The 17,951-nt window shown below is 72.9% G+C and carries 18 protein-coding genes, 2 tRNA genes and 2 pseudogenes; 17 read left to right on the forward strand and 5 right to left on the reverse strand.

Translation table 11 applies throughout. From position 1 onward, the window contains the following. Positions 1 to 10 precede the first annotated feature (10 nt). The 7 genes from AB0M28_RS08015 (at position 11) to AB0M28_RS08045 (ending at position 7,735) form a co-directional block, all read left to right on the forward strand. A complete protein-coding gene (locus tag AB0M28_RS08015; RefSeq protein WP_365399556.1) occupies positions 11 to 568 on the forward strand; it encodes an NADH-quinone oxidoreductase subunit J in 558 nt (185 codons plus the stop codon). Further along, a complete protein-coding gene (gene nuoK / locus AB0M28_RS08020) occupies positions 568 to 939 on the forward strand; it encodes an NADH-quinone oxidoreductase subunit NuoK (protein WP_365399559.1) in 372 nt (123 codons plus the stop codon). Before AB0M28_RS08015 ends, nuoK begins: the two co-directional genes overlap by 1 nt. Beyond that, a complete protein-coding gene (locus AB0M28_RS08025) occupies positions 936 to 3,014 on the forward strand; it encodes an NADH-quinone oxidoreductase subunit L (RefSeq protein ID WP_365399562.1) in 2,079 nt (692 codons plus the stop codon). Before nuoK ends, AB0M28_RS08025 begins: the two co-directional genes overlap by 4 nt. A gap of 3 nt (positions 3,015 to 3,017) precedes the next feature. Then, complete coding sequence (locus tag AB0M28_RS08030; RefSeq protein ID WP_365399565.1) at positions 3,018 to 4,613, forward strand: NADH-quinone oxidoreductase subunit M; 1,596 nt, start codon at positions 3,018 to 3,020, stop codon at positions 4,611 to 4,613. A 43-nt stretch (positions 4,614 to 4,656) separates the two neighbouring features. Continuing rightward, positions 4,657 to 6,138, forward strand: a complete 1,482-nt coding sequence (locus AB0M28_RS08035) for an NADH-quinone oxidoreductase subunit N (RefSeq protein WP_365399568.1) — start codon at positions 4,657 to 4,659, stop codon at positions 6,136 to 6,138. A gap of 246 nt (positions 6,139 to 6,384) precedes the next feature. Then, on the forward strand, positions 6,385 to 7,251 hold the full coding sequence (gene htpX, locus AB0M28_RS08040) for a zinc metalloprotease HtpX (RefSeq protein ID WP_365399571.1): 867 nt from the start codon (positions 6,385 to 6,387) through the stop codon (positions 7,249 to 7,251). Positions 7,252 to 7,342: 91 nt separating this feature from the next. Further along, positions 7,343 to 7,735: a YccF domain-containing protein gene (locus AB0M28_RS08045; RefSeq protein WP_365399574.1), complete on the forward strand. Its 393-nt coding sequence runs from the start codon at positions 7,343 to 7,345 to the stop codon at positions 7,733 to 7,735. Positions 7,736 to 7,738: 3 nt separating this feature from the next. Here the strand turns inward: AB0M28_RS08045 and AB0M28_RS08050 are convergent. Next, a pseudogene (locus tag AB0M28_RS08050) lies at positions 7,739 to 8,053 on the reverse strand (nucleoside 2-deoxyribosyltransferase domain-containing protein); the annotation flags it as partial. Between the two features lie 21 nt (positions 8,054 to 8,074). Beyond that, positions 8,075 to 8,641: a CGNR zinc finger domain-containing protein gene (locus AB0M28_RS08055; RefSeq protein ID WP_365399576.1), complete on the reverse strand. Its 567-nt coding sequence runs from the start codon at positions 8,639 to 8,641 to the stop codon at positions 8,075 to 8,077. A 90-nt stretch (positions 8,642 to 8,731) separates the two neighbouring features. Between AB0M28_RS08055 and AB0M28_RS08060 the strand changes: the two are divergent. After that, positions 8,732 to 9,862 (forward strand): annotated as a pseudogene (locus tag AB0M28_RS08060) (MFS transporter); the annotation flags it as partial. A 22-nt stretch (positions 9,863 to 9,884) separates the two neighbouring features. Here the strand turns inward: AB0M28_RS08060 and AB0M28_RS08065 are convergent. Beyond that, a complete protein-coding gene (locus tag AB0M28_RS08065) occupies positions 9,885 to 11,411 on the reverse strand; it encodes an MFS transporter (protein WP_365399579.1) in 1,527 nt (508 codons plus the stop codon). Between the two features lie 86 nt (positions 11,412 to 11,497). Here AB0M28_RS08065 and AB0M28_RS08070 point away from each other — a divergent pair, with 86 nt between their 5' ends. The 4 genes from AB0M28_RS08070 to AB0M28_RS08085 all read left to right on the forward strand — a co-directional run bounded on the left by AB0M28_RS08070 (position 11,498) and on the right by AB0M28_RS08085 (position 13,436). Then, complete coding sequence (locus AB0M28_RS08070) at positions 11,498 to 11,860, forward strand: VOC family protein (RefSeq protein ID WP_365399581.1); 363 nt, start codon at positions 11,498 to 11,500, stop codon at positions 11,858 to 11,860. A gap of 48 nt (positions 11,861 to 11,908) precedes the next feature. Then, positions 11,909 to 12,259: a metalloregulator ArsR/SmtB family transcription factor gene (locus AB0M28_RS08075; RefSeq protein ID WP_365399584.1), complete on the forward strand. Its 351-nt coding sequence runs from the start codon at positions 11,909 to 11,911 to the stop codon at positions 12,257 to 12,259. A gap of 74 nt (positions 12,260 to 12,333) precedes the next feature. After that, complete coding sequence (locus tag AB0M28_RS08080) at positions 12,334 to 12,759, forward strand: SRPBCC domain-containing protein (RefSeq protein WP_365399694.1); 426 nt, start codon at positions 12,334 to 12,336, stop codon at positions 12,757 to 12,759. A 101-nt stretch (positions 12,760 to 12,860) separates the two neighbouring features. Further along, positions 12,861 to 13,436, forward strand: coding sequence for an inositol oxygenase family protein (locus AB0M28_RS08085; RefSeq protein WP_365399587.1), 576 nt, complete (start codon positions 12,861 to 12,863; stop codon positions 13,434 to 13,436). Here the strand turns inward: AB0M28_RS08085 and AB0M28_RS08090 are convergent. Next, entirely contained in the window at positions 13,408 to 14,064 is a 657-nt protein-coding gene (locus tag AB0M28_RS08090) for an NAD(P)H-binding protein (protein ID WP_365399590.1), read from the reverse strand. The genes AB0M28_RS08085 and AB0M28_RS08090 overlap by 29 nt on opposite strands. A gap of 292 nt (positions 14,065 to 14,356) precedes the next feature. Between AB0M28_RS08090 and AB0M28_RS08095 the strand changes: the two genes are divergently transcribed. Beyond that, positions 14,357 to 15,328 carry a hypothetical protein gene (locus AB0M28_RS08095; RefSeq protein ID WP_365399593.1) on the forward strand — a complete coding sequence of 324 codons (972 nt, stop codon included), beginning with the start codon at positions 14,357 to 14,359 and terminating at the stop codon, positions 15,326 to 15,328. Positions 15,329 to 15,370: 42 nt separating this feature from the next. On the opposite strand, the gene AB0M28_RS08100 is transcribed toward AB0M28_RS08095, so the two are convergent. After that, positions 15,371 to 16,663, reverse strand: coding sequence for a hydrolase (locus tag AB0M28_RS08100; RefSeq protein WP_365399596.1), 1,293 nt, complete (start codon positions 16,661 to 16,663; stop codon positions 15,371 to 15,373). 199 nt (positions 16,664 to 16,862) lie between these two features. Between AB0M28_RS08100 and AB0M28_RS08105 the strand changes: the two genes are divergently transcribed. The 4 genes from AB0M28_RS08105 (at position 16,863) to AB0M28_RS08120 (ending at position 17,947) form a co-directional block, all read left to right on the forward strand. Next, positions 16,863 to 16,935, forward strand: a tRNA-Thr gene (locus AB0M28_RS08105). 46 nt (positions 16,936 to 16,981) lie between these two features. Beyond that, positions 16,982 to 17,054 (forward strand) — tRNA-Met (locus AB0M28_RS08110). A gap of 88 nt (positions 17,055 to 17,142) precedes the next feature. Continuing rightward, the gene (gene rpmG / locus AB0M28_RS08115; RefSeq protein WP_365399599.1) at positions 17,143 to 17,307 is read left to right on the forward strand and encodes a 50S ribosomal protein L33; all 165 of its coding nucleotides are present in this window, start codon (positions 17,143 to 17,145) and stop codon (positions 17,305 to 17,307) included. Between the two features lie 184 nt (positions 17,308 to 17,491). Next, positions 17,492 to 17,947 carry a MaoC family dehydratase N-terminal domain-containing protein gene (locus AB0M28_RS08120; protein ID WP_365399602.1) on the forward strand — a complete coding sequence of 152 codons (456 nt, stop codon included), beginning with the start codon at positions 17,492 to 17,494 and terminating at the stop codon, positions 17,945 to 17,947. Positions 17,948 to 17,951 lie beyond the last annotated feature (4 nt).

Consider the following 17,951-nt stretch of genomic DNA (forward strand, 5'->3'; position numbering starts at 1 on the left):
ACCCCTTGCCGTGACCACTCACGACTCCCTCGCCGCGACCACCCACGGCTTCCTCTCGCCCACCGGCGTCGAGATCGTCTTCGTACTCGTCGGCCTGGTCACCCTCGGCGCCGCGATCGTCACCGTCACCACCCGGCAGCTCGTGCACGCCGCGCTCTGGCTCGTCGTCACGCTCGGCGGGCTGGCGGTGGAGTACCTGCTGCTCACCGCCGAGTTCATCGCCTGGGTGCAGGTCCTGATCTACGTCGGATCGGTCGTTGTCCTGCTGCTGTTCGGGCTGCTGCTCACGCGTGCGCCCATCGGCCGCTCGCCGGACGCCGACTCGCCCAACAAGCCCGTCGCCCTCGGGGTGGCCGTGCTGTCCGCGGGCGTGCTGGTCACGCTCGTCGTGGACGCGTTCCGCGCCCAGTGGATCGACGTCGACCCGCCGCAGGGCAGCACGGACATCATGGGCGAGGCCCTGTTCCGGCACTGGGTGCTGCCGTTCGAGGCGCTGTCCGTCCTGCTGCTGGCGGCGCTGGTGGGGGCGATCGTCCTGTCCCGCCGCCGCAAGGAGGACGACCGCTGATGCACCTCGCCTATCCCGCCGTGCTGGCCGTGCTCCTCTTCTGCGTCGGCCTGTACGGCGTGCTCGCCCGACGCAACGCCATCCTCGTGCTGATGTCGGTGGAGCTGATGCTCGGCTCCGTCAACCTCAACCTCGTCGCCTTCGACGTCTGGCTCCGCGACTCCCTGCACGCCGGGCAGTCCCTCGCGGTGTTCGTGATCGCCGTGGCCGCCGCCGAGATCGGCATCGGCCTGGCGATCGTGCTCATGGTGTACCGCGGCCGCGGCACCGCCGACATCGACAAGCTGCGCGACCTCGCCGAACCGGCCGGGCAGCGGGCCGGCGACGACACCGAACCCGCCCGGGACGAGAAGGCCGAGGCCGCCGCGTGAACACCGTCACCCTCGCCGTCCTCGTCCCCCTCCTGCCCTTCCTCGGCGCCGTCGCCGGTCTGCTGCTCGGCCGCACCGCCCCCGGCCTGGTCCGGCCGCTGGCCGTGCTGCCGACCCTCGCGTCCGCCGTGCTGGCGGGGCTCGTCGCCCACCGCCAGGGCGGCGGCGCGGCGATCGACGCGGCCACCAGGCTCACCGAAACCGGCTCCGTGCCGATCGACCTGGCCCTGCACCTCGACGGTTTCGCGGTGCTGGTCGCCGTGCTCGTCGGCGTCGTCGCCACCTGCGTCCAGCTCTACTCCACCGGCTACCTCCGCGAGGACCCCCGCTACCCGTCGTACGCGGCGCTGGTCTCCCTCTTCACCGCCGCGATGCTGCTGGTCGTCTACTCCGGCGACCTGATGGTGCTCCTGGTCGGCTGGGAGATCATGGGCATCTGCTCGTACTTCCTGGTCGGCCACTACTGGGAGACCAAGGAGGCGCGTTCGGCCTCCCTCAAGGCGTTCCTGGTCACCAAGCTCGGCGACGTCCCCTTCCTCTTCGGCGTGTTCGCGCTGGCCGCCGACGCCGGAACGTTCCGGATCAACGGCATCCTCACCGCCACCGTCTCCGGCGACGGCCTCGACCACCCCACGCTCATCGCGCTGCTGCTGCTCGCCGGTGTGGCCGGCAAGTCGGCGCAGTTCCCGCTGCACACCTGGCTTCCCGACGCGATGGCCGGCCCCACCCCCGTCTCGGCGCTCATCCACGCCGCGACCATGGTCGCCGCCGGTGTGTACGTCGTGGCCAGGCTGCTGCCCGTCTTCACCGCCTCCACCGCCGCGCTCATCGTGCTGGCGGTGATGGCCGCGGTGACGATGGCCGGCTCGGCGCTGGCGGCGCTCGCGCAGGACGACATCAAGCGCGTGCTGGCGTACTCCACCATCGGCCAGCTCGGCTACATGACCGGCGCGCTGGCCGTCGGCTCCCGCGACGCGGCCGTCTTCCACCTCCTGTCCCACGGCGCCTTCAAGGCGCTGCTCTTCCTGGCCGCGGGCGTGGTCATCCACGCCGCCGGCACCAACTCGCTGGCCGCGATGTCCCGGATGAGCGGGCTGCGGCGGAGCGTCCCCGACGCGTACTGGACGATGACCGTCGCGCTGCTGGCGCTGGCCGCCATCCCGCCGTTCGCCGGCTTCTTCTCCAAGGAGGCCGTGCTGGGCGTGGCCGAACACGCCGCTACCGGCGACGCGTCCGGCGTACCGACCTCCGCCGGCTGGATCGTGCTGGTCGCCGGGCTGCTGACCGCCCTGCTCACCGCCGCCTACGCCGCCCGGCTGTGGCTGCTGGCGTTCCACGGCAGGGGCGAACCGGCCCCGGCCGCCGCCCTCGCGGAACGAGCGGGTCAGGCAGCCCACCCCCCGGGTGAGGACGCGGCCCACGCTCCCCACAAGCTGCCCGCCGTGATGAACGCGGTCCTGTGGATCCTCTTCATCCCGACCCTCGGCTTCGGCCTCACCCTCGACGTCCTCCCCGACTGGTTCGACGGGGAGTCGCTGAGGCCGACCCTCATCACCGCCGTCCTCGGCACGGGCCTCGCCGCCGTCGGCCTGCTCGCGATGTACGCCGCCTGGCGCCAGACCGAGGCCGCCGCCGCCCGCACCGAGCTGGGCGCGGTCGCCGCCCACCCCGAGGGCGAACCGTTCGTCGTCGAGGTCGAGGCCATCACCAGCCACGAGCCCGCGTACGGCGATATCGCCGCCGCCCCGGTGGAGACGCCGTCCGGCCGCCCCACGGACCCCGGCCGGATACTGCTCGGCCCCGCCCTGTACCGGCACGCCGCCGCCGGCTTCCATCTGGACGCGCTGTACGCCGCGCTGTTCGTCCGCCCCGTCCTGGCATGCGCGCAGCTGGTGCGCTTCCTGGACCGCACGGTCGTCGACACGTACGTCAGTGGCGCCGGGGCCACCCCGCGGCTGCTGGGCGGGGCCGTCCGCCGGATCCAGACCGGCAACGTGCAGACCTACGTCAGCGCCCTGCTGGCCGGCTCACTCGTCCTGGCCGTCGCCGCGGTCGTCGCCGCCACGGGGAGCTGACCTATGAATGAGACCGCCATGCAGTTGATCCTCGCCGCCATCGTCGTCCTCCCCCTGCTGGGCTCTGTCGCCGCGCTGCTCCCCGCCCCGCCCGGGCTGAAGGGCAAGGGCCCCGAGCAGGCGGTGCTGCGGCACGGCGTCACCGTCACCGGTGCGGTCTTCGTGCTCTCCGTCGTGCTGGCCGCCGGCTTCGACCAGGACGACCCGTCCGCCATCCAGGCCGGCACGGACGTCAGCTGGATCCCCGCGCTCGGCATCCGGCTGCACCTCGGCGTCGACGGCGTCTCGCTCCCCCTCCTGGTCCTGACCGCGCTGCTCACCTTCCTCTGCGCGATCTACACCTACTTCGCCGCGTCATCCCGGGGGGAAACCCCCGGACCCCCTGTGCCCGAAGGCCCCTCCGCGAAGGCCTTCGTGGCCCTGCTGCTCGTCCTCGAGTCCGGCATGCTCGCCACCTTCGCCGTCCTCAACCTGCTGCTGTTCTTCCTGGCCTTCGAGATGGTCCTCATCCCGATGTACTTCCTGATCGCGCGCTGGGGCGGCGCCGGGCGGCAGGCGGCGGCCTGGAAGTTCATCCTCTACACCCTGCTCGGCTCCGTGATCATGCTGCTGGGGTTCCTCCTCATCGGCATCAAGGGCGGCACCTTCGACATGGTGGCACTCGCCACTGACAACGGCTCGGGCCTGACCCGGTCCGTGCAGGTCACCGCCGTACTGGCCATCGGTCTCGGCCTCGCCGTGAAGACCCCGATGTGGCCGCTGCACAGCTGGCTCCCCGACGCCCACACCGCCGCCCCCACCGTGGGCTCGGTGCTGCTGGCCGGGGTCCTGCTGAAGATGGGCACCTACGGTTTCGTACGCCTCGTCCTGCCCATCGCCCCCGAGGGCGCCCACGAACTCGCCCCGTACCTAGCCGCCTTCGGCGTCGTCGGCATCATCTACGGATCCCTCGCCTGCCTGGCGCTGACCCGCACCGGCGCCAAGGGCGACCTCAAGCGCCTCATCGCGTACAGCTCCGTCGGCCACATGGGCTTCGTCCTGCTGGGCATCGCCACCCTCACGCCCACCGGCGTCAACGGCGCGCTCTTCGCCAACATCGCCCACGGCCTCATCACCGGCCTGCTGTTCTTCCTGGTCGGCTCGCTGAAGGACCGCACCGGCACCACCGACCTCGACCAGCTCGCCGCCCGCGACGGGGGAGCCCTCTACGGCCGCGCCCCCCGGCTCGGCGGGCTCATCGCCTTCGGCGCCGTCGCCTCCCTCGGCCTGCCCGGACTCGCCGGGTTCTGGGGCGAGATGCTCGCGATGTTCGGCGCGTTCCGGCCCGCCGAGGGCCTCAGCCGTCCCGCGTTCCTCACCTTCATGGCCCTCGCCGGCTTCGGCACGCTGCTCACCGCCGCGTACCTGCTGCTCGTCGTCCGCCGCGTGTGCATGGGCCCGCGCGCCGCCGAGGAGCCGCGCATCCCCGACGTCCGCGGATACGAGTTCGCCGCCTGGACGCCGCTCGTCGTCCTCACCGTGCTGGGCGGGCTGTGGCCGGCGGCCCTGATCTCCCTGACCGACCCCGCCGTCCAGAAGCTCCTCACGGGAGGCCGCTGATGACCCGCGCCGTCCCGCACCGCCGCCGCTCCGGAGGCCGCCGATGAACCTGGTCCAGTCCGTCGACTGGGTCGCCATCGCGGCGCCCACGATCGCCGCGCTCGCCGGCCTCGCGCTGCTCGTCGCCGACCTGTTCGTCCCCGAGAGCCGCAAGCACCTCCTCGGCTGGGGCGCCGTCGCAGGCCTCGCGGCCGCCGCCCTCAGCCTGCTGCCGCTGGTCGGCGACCACCGCGCCACGTTCTGCCTCACCGACACCCCGGACGTCTGCTCGTACCGGGCGGACGGCTTCACCCTCGTCGTACAGCTGCTGGTCTTCGGCGGCGCGCTGCTGACGGCTCTGCTCAGCATCAGCGACGTCAAGGAGACCAGGCTCCCCGAGGGCGAGTTCTGGTTCCTGCTGCTGTCCTCCGTCGCGGGCGCCGCGCTGCTGCCCGCCGCGCGCGACTTCGCGACGCTGATCATCGCGCTGGAGGTGGCGTCGCTGCCCGCGTTCGCGCTGGTGGGACTGAGGCGCGGGGACCGGCTGTCGGCGGAGGCGGCGCTGAAGTTCTTCCTCTCCTCCGTCATCGCGACCGCCGTGGCGCTGCTGGGCGTCAGCTTCGTGTACGCCGCCTCCGGCAGCCTGCACTTCGACGTCGTCGGCGAGGCGCTTGCGCAGACCGACCCGCAGCTGCGGACCCTCGCGCAGGCGGGCGTGGCGCTCACGCTCGTCGGCTTCGCGTTCAAGACCGCGGCCGTGCCCTTCCACTTCTGGGTGCCCGACACCTACGTCGGCGCTCCCGTGCCCGTCGCCGCGTATCTGTCGGTGGTCGGCAAGGCGGTCGGCTTCACCGGCCTGATCCTGGTCACGCTGCTGGCCTTCCCCGGTTACGCCGATGTGTGGGGACCGGTCATGGCCGTGCTCGCGGCGCTCACGATGACCGTCGGCAACGTCGCCGCCCTGCGCCAGCGGGCCGACGCCCCGCACAGCGCGGTCCGGCTGCTGGCGTGGTCGTCCGTGGCCCAGGCCGGATATCTGCTGGTGCCGATCGCCGCCGCCGGCTACGCCGACGACCCGTCGAGGGCCGTCGGCTCGACCCTGTCGTACGCCCTCATGTACGCGGTGGTGAACCTCGGCGCCTTCGCCGTCGTCGCCGCGACCGGGCAGCGGCGCATCGCCGACATGCGCGGCCTGTACGCCGCGCATCCGCTCACCGCTCTGGCACTGGCGTTCTTCCTGATCAACCTGGCCGGACTGCCGCCGGGCATCATCGGCCTGTTCGCCAAGGTCGCGGTCCTCGGCACGGCCGTCGACGCGGGCCTGGGCTGGCTGGCGGTCGTGATGGCGGTGAACGTAGTCGTCGGCCTCTATTACTACCTGCGCTGGACGGCCCAGCTGTTCCGCGAACCGGAGGGTGAGCGGGCCGTCGCGGTCCGTGCGCCCGCGGTGCTGCGGGTGGCGACGGCGCTGGCGGGGGTGCTCGCCGTCGCCCTGTCCGGGGCGCCGCAGCTGATCCTGAAGTTCGCGGACCAGGCGCTGCTGTAGGGCGTCCGGGCCGGACGGCCGTTCGGACCCGCCACCTGCGTCAACGCGTGACGGAAGGTCACCCGTGCGGCGTAATTCCAGTCATGTGGCGCCGGGGAACCGGCGGCTCTCGCCTCGCGTTGCCCAAAGAGGGAGGGTCCACTGGTGGTGGGGCACGGCCTCACCACGTCAGCCGCCTGACCTGGCGGACCGGCGGACGGACTGGACAGGGCTCGACTCCCTGACGCACGTTTTGGAGGGCGCACGGTGCACCGGTCGAACAACGGGCTGAAGACGGCCGCACTGCTGGGCGGGATGTCCGCGCTGATCCTCCTGATCGGCAGCGCCTTCGGCCGTACGGGCCTGATCGTCGCGTTCTTCATCGCGCTCGCCACCAACGCGTACGCCTACTGGAACAGCGACAAGCTGGCCCTGCGGGCCATGCGGGCGCGGCCGGTGAGCGAGATCGAGGCGCCCGCCCTCTACCGGATCGTGCGGGAGCTCTCCAACCAGGCCCGCCAGCCCATGCCCCGGCTCTACATCTCCCCGACGGCCGCCCCCAACGCCTTCGCCACCGGACGCGATCCGCGCAACGCGGCCGTCTGCTGTACGGAGGGCATCCTGCGGATCCTCAACGAGCGGGAGCTGCGCGGGGTGCTCGGGCACGAGCTGATGCACGTCTACAACCGGGACATCCTGATCTCCTCCGTGGCGGGCGCGCTGGCGTCCGTGGTGATGTTCCTGGCCAACTTCGCCTGGCTGATCCCCAGCGGCGGCGGCCGGGACAACGACGGCCCGGGCCCGATCGGCATGCTGCTGATCATCATCCTCGGCCCGATCGCGGCGTCGATCATCAAGCTGGCGATCAGCCGCTCCCGCGAGTACGCGGCGGACGAGACCGGCGCCCAGCTCACCGGCGACCCGCTGGCGCTGGCCAGCGCGCTGCGCAAGCTGGAGTCCGGCACGGCGCAGCTGCCGCTGCCCCCGGAGCCCCGGATCGAGACGGCCAGCCACATGATGATCGCCAGCCCCTTCGGCCCGAAGGCCCGCGGCGGCGCGAACCTCTTCTCGACGCACCCGCCGATGAACGAGCGCATCCGCCGCCTGGAGTCGATGGCGGGCGGGCAGCGCTGAGGACTCCCAGGGTCGCCCCTCAGGGCCGAATCAGGGTCGTCCCATACCCCGGGCCCTCGCCCCGGACGCCGGATCCTGGGACCCTGGGATCATGAAGACGCTGCTGAACCTGATCTGGCTCGTCCTGTGCGGTCTGTGGATGGCCCTCGGTTACGTCCTGGCGGGCGTGATCCTCTGCATCACGATCATTGGCATCCCCTTCGGCATCGCCAGCTTCCGCATCGCGGGCTACGCCCTGTGGCCCTTCGGCCGCACCACGGTGGAACGCCACGACGCGGGCGCCCCCTCGGTCATCGGCAACGTCCTGTGGCTGATCCTGGCCGGCTGGTGGCTCGCCCTCGGCCACATCATGACGGGCATCGCCCTGTGCATCACGATCATCGGCATCCCGCTGGGCATCGCCAACTTCAAGATGATCCCGATCTCCCTCCTCCCCCTGGGCCGCGAAATCGTCCCGACGGACCGGCCGTTCGCCACGCGGTGAGGTTCAGCGGGGCCGGTGCGGCGCGCCCGCAATCGTCCTGACCAGCCCCGCGGCCTCCGCCACCACCGCCTCCAGCGACCCGTGGACCCCCACCTCCGGTCGCGCCAGCCGCAACTGCTCCACCACGTCCAGCCGCCGCGGATAGGCCGGATCCGCGCCCACCGCCAGCCGTGCTCCGCGGGTGACGTGGACTCCCAGTTCGTACAGGGCGATCGGCTGCGGCCCCGGCGACGCCGGGAACCAGAAGAGGATCACGTCCGCCCGGCGCAGGTGGCGGTGCTCCCACTCGATCTGCTCCGTCGCGTCCGCGACCGCGCTGCGGCGGCGGGGGTTGAGCCGCTACTGCGGCGCCGAGGACCGCCGCGCCCGGAACGCCGCCGCCTTCACGCGGTTCTGGCAGGACGTGGAGCAGAACTGGCGGCCCGCGTTGCGGGACGTGTCGACGTACACGCGGTCGCACGACGGGGCGCCGCACACGCCGAGGCGGCCGGCCAGGTCGCTGCCCAGGGCCAGCGCCAGGCCCGTCGCGCAGCCCGCGCTCCAGCCCACCGCGAGGCTGTCGTCGCGGCCGTGGAAGTGCAGCTGCCAGGGCTCGCCGGGGGAGCGGTCGAGCTGGGGGCGGGCGCCCGTGGACCCCAGGAGGGCGTTCACCGCTGCCGCCGCCGCGTCGAGGTCCGAGGCGGCCGCCGCCTCGAAGACCGCGCGCAGCCGGCCCGCCGTGCCGGCCAGGTACGCCGCCTCCTCGCCGGCCACCGCCGCCGCGTCCGTGCGCGGCAGCGCGGCCGCGATCGCCGCCGGGAGGTCGGCGGGCGTCTCGTACGGCCTGCCGCGGGCGAACCCCGGGGTCAGGCCGTTGACGAGCGCGACCGACGCGTCCAGCAGCACCGTGACGTGACTGTCGAACATCACTTGACCAGTTACCCCGCTTCCGTCTAACGTGGCCGTCAATCGTCACTGACAATACCTCATTCACCAGTGACGCGAACGGGGGAACCCATGCCACGCCTCGTCTGGCTGCTCGTCGCCGCCCGCACCGTCAACCGGCTCGGCGCCTTCTCGCTGTCCTTCCTCACCGTCCTGATCAGCGACGACTTCGGCGCCGGCCCGACGACCGCCGGCCTCGTCTCCGCCGCCTTCGGCCTCGCGACCATCCCCTCCCGCCTGCTGGGCGGACGCCTCGCCGACCGTCTCGGCCCGCGCCGCACCATCGTGCTGGGCCTCGGCGGCTGCGCGGCGGCCCAGCTCGGGCTCGCCACGGCCGGCACCCTGACCGGGGCGGTCGTGGCCGCGGTCGCCCTCGGCCTGGTCTTCGAGCTGTACGAACCGCCCAGCCAGGCGCTGATCGCCGAGGCCGTCGGACCCGAGCTGCGGGTGCGCGCGTACAGCCTGCTGAACGCCGCCCTCGCGGCAGGCGGCATCGGCGCCGGGCTGCTGGCGGCCGGGCTCGGACGGTGGGACCTGCGCTGGCTGTTCGTCGCCGACGCCGCGACCTGCGCCCTGTGCGCGGCCGTGCTGTACGCCGTCCTGCCCGCGGACCGGACGCGCGCACGCGCCGGCGAAGGGGACACAAAGGACGTCCGTCCCTGGCGCGACCGCCGGCTGCTGCTCCTCCTCGCCTTCGGCACCGGCTTCGCCCTCGTCTACATGCAGGTCCTGACCCTTCTGCCCCTCGCCCTGCGGGCGCGCGGTCACGAACCGGCGGACTCCGGCCTGCTGTTCACCGCCTCCGCCGTCGCCCTGATCGCGACGCAGCCCCTTCTGCGCGTAAGGCGGATCGCGCGGCTCCCCGTGCACAGGGCACTCGCCGCCGGTTACGTGATCCTGGCCGCCGCCCTCGCCGGCTTCGCGGCCTTCTCCTCGCTGCCCGCCCTGCTGGCGGCGGCCGCCCTCTGGGGCCTCGGCGAACTGCTCGTCATGGGCCGCGCGTTCGCCCTCGTGGCGGACCTCGCCCCGCCCGGCGGAACGGGCCGCTATCTGGCGGTGTACGGCATCAGCTGGGGCATCGCGACCGTCGCCGCCCCGGTCACCGGCACCCAACTGCTCCAGCACGCGGGCGTCACCCCGCTCTGGGCGGGCACGGCCGCCCTGTGCCTGTGCCTGGCGGCCGGTCAGCGACTGCTCAGGGACGCTTCCCGGACGACGCCGAAGCTCAAGGACGCTTCTCGATCCGCACCGAAATCTCCGTCTGCTCGCAGAAGTCCTGCAGCGGCGGCGACCCCACCGCGCAGTGGTGCCGGCAGGGAGGCTCGACAGGCTGAGCGGCCGCCGCAGGCTCCTCCAGCACGTCCGACCTGATCGTCAGCCACGCCAGCACGGCTCCCAGTGCCAGCAGCCCCGCGCAGATCACCACCGCCGCCCGCCAGCCGTCCCCGAAGGCCGACGGATCCCGGTAGTCGTCGCCCGACAGCCCCACCGCGAGCGGCAGCGCCGCCACCGCGAGCAGTCCGGCGGCCCGCGCCACGGCGTTGTTCACCCCGGACGCCACCCCCGCGTACCGGGTCTCCACCGCCCCCAGCACGGTGGCGGTCAGCGGGGCCACGGTGATCGCGAGCCCGAGCCCGAACACCACCACCGCGGGCAGCACATCGGCGGCGTACGACGCCCCCTCGCCGATCCGCAGCATCAGCAGCAGACCGGCCGCCGACACCGCCGGGCCGACGGTCATCGGGATCCGCGGCCCGATGCGCTGCGCCAGCTTCCCCGAACGCTCCGACAGCAGCAGCATCACCACGGTGACGGGCAGCAGCGCCGCCCCGGCGGCCAGCGGGCTGAACCCGGCCTCGACCTGCAGCTCCAGCACCAGGAAGAAGAACACCCCGCCCAGCGCCGCGTACACCGCGAAGGTCACCAGGTTCGCGGCGGTGAACTGCCGTACGGAGAACAGCGACAGCGGCAGCATCGGATGCGCGCTGTGCCGCTCCAGCCAGACGAACCCCGCGAAGCCCGCGACACCCACCGCGACGCTCACCACGGTGACCGCCGGCGACGTCCCGCTCTCCGCCGCCGCGATCAGCGCGTACGTCACCCCCGCCAGCCCCACCGCACCGAGCGCCGCGCCCGCCCAGTCGAAGCGCCCGGTCGCCGACTCGTCCCGGCTCTCGGGTACATGGCGGGCGGCGATCAGGACGACGGCGGCGGCGAGGGGGACGTTGATGAAGAACACCCAGCGCCAGCTCGCCGACTCCACCAGCCAGCCGCCCAGCAGCGGCCCCAGCGCCCCCGCGATCCCGCCGAGCCCCGACCAGACGCCGATGGCCCGCGCGCGGTCCTCCTGGACGTACGACGCCTGGATCAGCGCCAGCGAACCGGGCGTCAGCAGCGCGCCGCCGATCCCCTGCAGGGCGCGGGCGGCGATCAGGGTGCCGATGTCGGGGGCGAGCCCGCACAGCAGCGAGGCGAGCGCGAACCAGACCACGCCGATGACGAAGACCTTCCGCCGTCCGTAGCGGTCGCCGAGCGCGCCGCCGAGCAGGATCAGGGCGGCGAGCGTCAGGGTGTAGCTGTTCACCGTCCACTGCAGGCCGGCCAGCGAGGCGTCCAGATCCTCGCCGATCGCGGGCAGTGCGACGTTGACGACGGTGGAGTCGAGGAACGTGATTCCGGAGCCGATGACGACGGCCGCGAGCAGCCACCGTCCGGCCGGCTCGTTCAGCCTCAGGCCGGGAGAGGACGCCATGTGCACGACCGTACTCCCCCTCCGGTGGCGGCGTGCGTCGAAGATCGACGTGACACGTAGGAAATTTCCTACGTATAGTCGGGGGCATGAACATCACCCACACGCGATTCGTCACCGTCCCCGTCTCCGACCAGGACCGGGCCAAGCAGTTCTACGCCGGGACCCTCGGCTTCGAGGTCGTCGCCGACCACCAGATGGGCCCGGTGCGCTGGCTCGGCGTCGCGCCGAAGGGCGAGCGGACCTACTTCGTCCTCGCCTCCGAGTCCATGGGCTTCACCCCCGGCACCGTCCGCGGCACGATGCTGGTGACCAGTAGCCTGGACGCCGACTGCGCCGAGCTGCGCGCGGCCGGGGTGGAGGTCGAGGGCCCCGTCGAGCAGCCCTGGGGCCGGCAGGCGACGCTGAAGGACCCCGACGGCAACGCGTTCGTGCTGACCGAGGAGTCCTGACCGAGGGGTTCCGACCGAAGAGTCCCGACCAAGGAGCCCTGACCCCTGATGCCGGCTGCCCCCGCCCCCGCCACGGCGGACCGTGTCTTCGCCGCGCTGGCCAGTCCCGTGCGCCGCGAGGTGCTGCGGCTGCTGCGCGAGGGCGGGCCGCAGCCCGTACAGCTGCTGGCGGACCACTTCGACATGCGGCGGCCCAGCTTCTCGGAGCACCTGAAGGTGCTCCGGGACGCCGGGCTGGTCAGCGAGCGGCGGGCAGGCCGGCAGCGGATGTACCGGCTCGAGGCGGGACCGCTGACCGAGGTGGCCGACTGGCTCGGCCCGTACGAGCGGTTCTGGCGGGAGAAGCTGGCCGGGCTCGGCGATCTGCTGGACGAGATGCCGGACGATGAGCCCTCGTGAACGACTCCGCCGACAGCGCCTCCCGCGACGACTTCGAGAAGTCCGGTGCCTTCGCCGACCCGGATCCCACCACGATCCACCTCGACCGGTTCCTGCCGCACCCGCCGCGCAAGGTGTGGCGGGCGCTGACCGAGCCCGACCTCATCGCCCGCTGGCTGATGCCCGGCGACTTCCGCCTCGAGGTCGGCCACCGCTACACCCTGACCTCCCTCCCACGCCCCGGCACGGGCTTCTCCGGCACGGTCCGGGCGGAGGTCCTGGCGTACGAGCAGGAGCGCATGCTCAGCGTCCGCTGGCAGGACGCGGCCCCCGGCAACTCCGCCGACTGGACGATCACCTGGACCCTGGAGCCGGAGGGCCGCGGCACCCGGCTGTTCCTGGTCCACGCGGGCTTCGACCCGGACGACCCGCTGCAGCGCCGCGCGCACGGCGTCATGGGCGGCGGCTGGGCGTCCATGGTGTTCCCCGGCCTGGAACGGGTGCTCGCGGAACTCCCGTGACCAGTACGCCGTACGGGACTCCCGTGACCAGCACGTAGCCCCCCGTTCATCCGCCCCTGCTCTCCTGACGGCGGCAACCCCGCACAAGGAGAGGCGCCCGCATGCCCCCGGAGACCGTCGACGACCTGATGGCGCTGCTCGAGCGCTGCCGCGGCGCCTGGGACGCCCCCGACCGCAGCGGCGACCCCGTCGACCTGCACGACCACGGACTCCAGACCGCCGCGCTGCTGCGCCGTGACCACCCGGGGGACCCGGAGCTGCAGATCGCGGGCCTGGTGCACGACCTCGGCCATCTGCTGCGCCCGGCGGACGACGCGGGCCACGCCCGTACCGCCGCCGACGCCGTACGGCCGCTGCTGGGGGAGCGGGTGGCGCGGCTGGTGGAGCTCCACGTCCCGGCGAAGCGCTATCTGGCCGCCGTACGCCCCGAGCGTGCCCTGTCCGCGCAGAGCGGGCTGACGCTGCGGCTGCAGGGAGGGGCCATGACGGCCGACGAGGCCGACGCGTTCGAGGAGGACGAACTGGCCGCCGCCGCCGTCGCCCTGCGGCTGGCCGACGACGCGGGCAAGGTCGTCGGCCTGGACGCGGGCAGCCTCGCGGACTGGCGTCCGGTGCTGGAACAGGTCGCGGAACGGGCGGCGGAACGGATCAGGCCGCCCGCGCCACCGCTTCGGTGACCGGGACCCCGCCCTCGACCAGCTCCAGCGTCCGCCCAGCGGTGCCCGGCGCGTCCAGGAGCGCCAGAAGCACCGCGGCGACGTCGTCGCGCGTCACCGCGCCGCGTCCGGTGTGCTCCGCCAGGTTCACCAGGCCCGTGCCCGGGCCGTCCGTCAGCCGGCCGGGGCGCAGGATGGTCCAGTCGAGCGACTCGTGGGCCCGCACCGCGTCGTCCGCGGCGGTCTTCGCCCGCAGGTACGCCGCGAACACCGGATCCGTGCCCGGCGGCGGATCGCGGTCCGTGCCCATCGCCGATACGACGACGAAGCGCCGTACCCCCGCCGCCTCGGCGGCGTCCGCGAACAGCACGGCGGCCGCCCGGTCCACGGTGTCCTTGCGGGCCTCCCCGCTGCCCGGCCCGGCCCCGGCGGCGAACACCGCGGCGTCGGCGGACCGCAGATGCGGGACGACGTCCTCGACCGAGGCCGTCTCCAGATCGCAGACCACCGGCTCCGCCCCCGCCGCCAGCAGCGCGCCGGCCTGCCCGGGTTTGCGGATGATCCCCGCGACCTGGTCACCGCGCGCGGCGAGCAGTCGCTCCAGCCGCAGCGCGATCTGTCCGTGTCCTCCAGCGATGACGATGCGCATGGTCCCGACGGTACGTCACACCGGGACGTCCGGCTCTGCACGGCCAGCCCCACCAGCCCGTACATCCCCACCGACCCCACCAACCCCATCAACCCCACAGAACCGAACAAACCCCACCCACCCCATCGGCCCGTGCAACCATCCGGCCTCCCCGGATGTCTCCCTCACGACCGCTGAAAACGAACGGTCGTCGAACACGCTGAAGGAGCCCGTCATCCGTACCGCTCGCACCACCCTGACCGCCGCCCTGTGCGTCTCCGCGATAGCCGTCGGCGCCACCGCCTGCGGCACCATGGAGAACCTGTCCGCCGGCCAGAAGCTGACCCGCGCCTTCGACAAGGTGGGCGAGCAGACGTCGCTGCACCTGACCCTCGGACTCGACGCCACCCCGGCCGAGCTGATCGCGCTCAGCAAGGACGACAAGGACCCGCTGGACGCCAAGACCGCGCGGTTCGTCTCCGGTATGGAGATCAGCTACGACGTCACCTCCAAGAAGGCCATCGGCAAGACCGGGGAGAAGGACGTCACCGGCCAGCGCATCGCCCTCTCCGGCCCCGACGGTGAACTGCTCGAGCTCCGCATCATCGGCAAGGACGCCCTCTACGCCCGCGCCGATCTGCAGCAGTTCGCCGACCTGACCGGCGAGAAGATGCCCTCGGCGGCGGAGATCCCGCCGGAGGCGGGCGCGCTGGGCGACTTCTTCGAAGGCGACTGGATCAAGCTCGACCTGGCGAAGCTGGAGAAGTTCTCCAAGGAGATGGAGAAGCAGGGCGCCGCCGCCGGCGCCGTGCCGGGCCTGGGCACGCCCAGCCTGTCGCCGGAGACCGGCAAGAAGCTGTTCAAGGACCTGAAGAAGGCGTTCGCCGGCGAGGTCACGCTCAAGAACAAGGGCGAGGTCGACGGCCTCGACCAGGTGACCGCCACGGCCAACGCCCGCAGCCTCGTGGACGTGCTGTTCGACGCCGTCTCCCCGTACGCCAAGGACCTGGGGATGCCGGGCGAGTTCCCGAAGCCGACGGCCAAGGACCTCAAGGACATCCCGAACAAGCGGGTGGCGGTCGACTTCTTCCTGAAGGACGGCGCCCTCGACTCGGCGTCCGTGAACCTCGGCGTGCTCACCGCCGAGAAGGACGACGACCTCGGGCTGAAGGCCGAGTTCGGCGAGGCCGACGCGGTGGAGGCGCCGTCGGGCGCCGCCGAGCTGGACATCGAGCAGATCGCCCAGGCCATGATGGGGAGCAAGGGCGCGGGCCTGGACTACTGACGTCCTGGTACCCGGCAGGGACAACCACCGCCGGGGGGCGCCTCATTCGCCCCCCGGCACCTCCCCGCGCGGCCCCTGGCGCGGCAGTTCGAGCTCCGCGGCGCCCGCGGAGTCGCAGTACTCCCGCACCGCGCTGGTACGCGCCACCACGCGCCCCCGGTGCACCACGATGCGGCTGTACGCCAGTGAGAGCGCCGCCGCGATCCGCTCCCCGCGCACCGCCAGCAACTCCGCCGGGAAACCGGCCTCGATCCGCACCTCCGCCAGCCCCAGCGCCGCCCGCGCCTGCCCGCTCACCACGTCGTACGCCTGCTCCGGCGCGGCCTGCCCCAGCGACGCCAGCAGATACGCGGCCTCCAGCGGATCCCCCCGCCCGACGGGGTTCGCCGCGTCCCGCAGCGCACCGCTGCCCGCCGCCACCCGCACCCCGGCCGCCCGCAGCAGCCGTACGGGGGCCATCTGCGGGGTGAAGCCGCGCCCGCTGCGCGTGCGGGTCGCCGCCACCGCCGCGCAGTCCCCCTGCGGCAGGCACACCACGCCCACCCCGGCCGCGGCCAGTTGCTCGGCCGCCCGCGCGGCCACCGGCTGCGGCAGCCCGGCCAGTCCCGTGCCGGGGCCGATCACCGCCCCCGTCGCCAGCCCCGCCGCGGCCGAGGCGAGCCGGGCCAGGCGTGCCGGGTCGCCGGCGTCCGTGTGCAGGTCGACCGGCAGCCCGTGCTCGGCGGCGAGGTGCAGCACCGCCTCCGTATGCCCCGAGGGGTCGGGGTCCAGGTCCGGGCAGCCGCCCACCACGCCGGCGCCCATCTTCACCGCGTCGCGCAGCATCGCCAGCCCGTCCGCGCCGGCGGTACCGGTCAGCAGCCGGGGCAGGGCGACGACGGTCACGTCCACCAGCCCGCGCAGCGACTGCCGGGCCCGCAGCGCCCCCTGCAGGGCGGCCAGCCCCTGTACGTCGCCGATCCGCACATGGGTGCGCAGCGCGGTCGCGCCGTGCCCCAGCTGCAGCAGGGCGGCCTCGGTGGTGCGGCGCTGGACGTTCTGCGCGGTGCACGCCACGGGCTCCTCCGGGTCGGCCGTGAACGCCGACTCGCCATGGGCGTGGGGCTCGGCGGGGGCCGGCAGCAGCAGATAGCCGGTGAGGTCGACCAGGCTGCCGCGCGACTGCTCCGCCTGCGCCGGTACGAGACTGCCCGCCGTACCCACCGCCTGGATCCGCCCGCCCCCGAGCCGGACGTCCACGATCCGGCCGTCGGCGAGCCGTCCGCCGGAGAGGATCAGGACGCCCGGAGCGTCGGTGGACGGTTGCTGGGGCCGGCCGGCCCGGTCCTCGGCCATCGTCCTCCCGGGAGGATGTGGTGATCGTCACGCAGTGTGCCCGACGAGCCTAGGGGCGGAGGAGGCCCGCTGCCCGAAGCCGCGCCGTCGCGCGCGCCTCACGCGCCCCTGCGCCCCCGCGCGCGTCACCCAGGTCGGGGACGGGGGACAGATACGGATTTCACCTTCGGCCGCTCACCGTGTAATGTCTTCATCGCTCGCCCCAATAGCTCAGTCGGCAGAGCGTCTCCATGGTAAGGAGAAGGTCAACGGTTCGATTCCGTTTTGGGGCTCTGGTGCACAACGCGCTTCGCTATCCTGGAGGCGCCGAAGCATCAAAGCGGTGTAGCTCAGTCGGTAGAGCAAGCGGCTCATAATCGCTGTGTCACCGGTTCAAGTCCGGTCACCGCTACTCACTCACGGTAGCCGATTGTAGGCTCAGTCCTCCGATCGGCTACTCTTTCTGCGTTCATCCCGATCCGCCGTCAAGGAGCACTCACGTGGCTGCCACCGACGTCCGCCCGAAGATCACGCTGGCCTGCGTGGAGTGCAAGGAGCGGAACTACATCACCAAGAAGAACCGGCGTAACAACCCGGACCGCATGGAGATGAAGAAGTTCTGCCCGCGCTGCAACTCCCACACCGCGCACCGCGAGACTCGATAAGGCGGACCTTCCCAGGTCTGACGTCGAGAGGCCGGCCCCCACAATCCGGGGACCGGCCTCTTGTCGTATCCACCACGGCACGGCGCCCGGGTGTCCGTCAGACTGGACACGTACAGCGACGCCGGACGCGTGCGGTGATGTGCCGCGTCGGACCACGGCGTACCCAGCAGCAGCAGGAGGGCCGATGGCGCTCGACCAGACCTTCGTGGGGCGGACCTATCCCCCCACCGATCCGTACGAGGTCGGCCGGGAGAAGATCCGCGAGTTCGCCGAGGCGATCGGCGACGCGAACCCCGTGTACACCGACGTCGAGGCGGCCAAGGCGCTGGGCCACCCGGACGTGATCGCGCCGCCGACGTTCGTGTTCGCCCTCACGTACAAGGCCGCCGCCCAGGTCGTCACGGACCCGCAGCTGGGCCTGGACTTCAGCCGCGTGGTGCACGGCGACCAGAAGTTCGCCTACCGCCGCCCCGTACGCGCCGGGGACCGGCTCACCGTCACCTCGTCCATCGCGTCGATCAAGTCGCTCGCCGGGAACGACATCCTGGACATCCGCGGCGAGGTGCACGACGAGACGGGCGAGCTGGTGGTCACCGACACGATCAAGCTGGTGGCGCGGGCCGCCGGGGACGGGGAGTGACCGG

Source organism: Streptomyces sp. NPDC051940, from assembly GCF_040680895.1.
Lineage (GTDB): Bacteria > Actinomycetota > Actinomycetes > Streptomycetales > Streptomycetaceae > Streptomyces.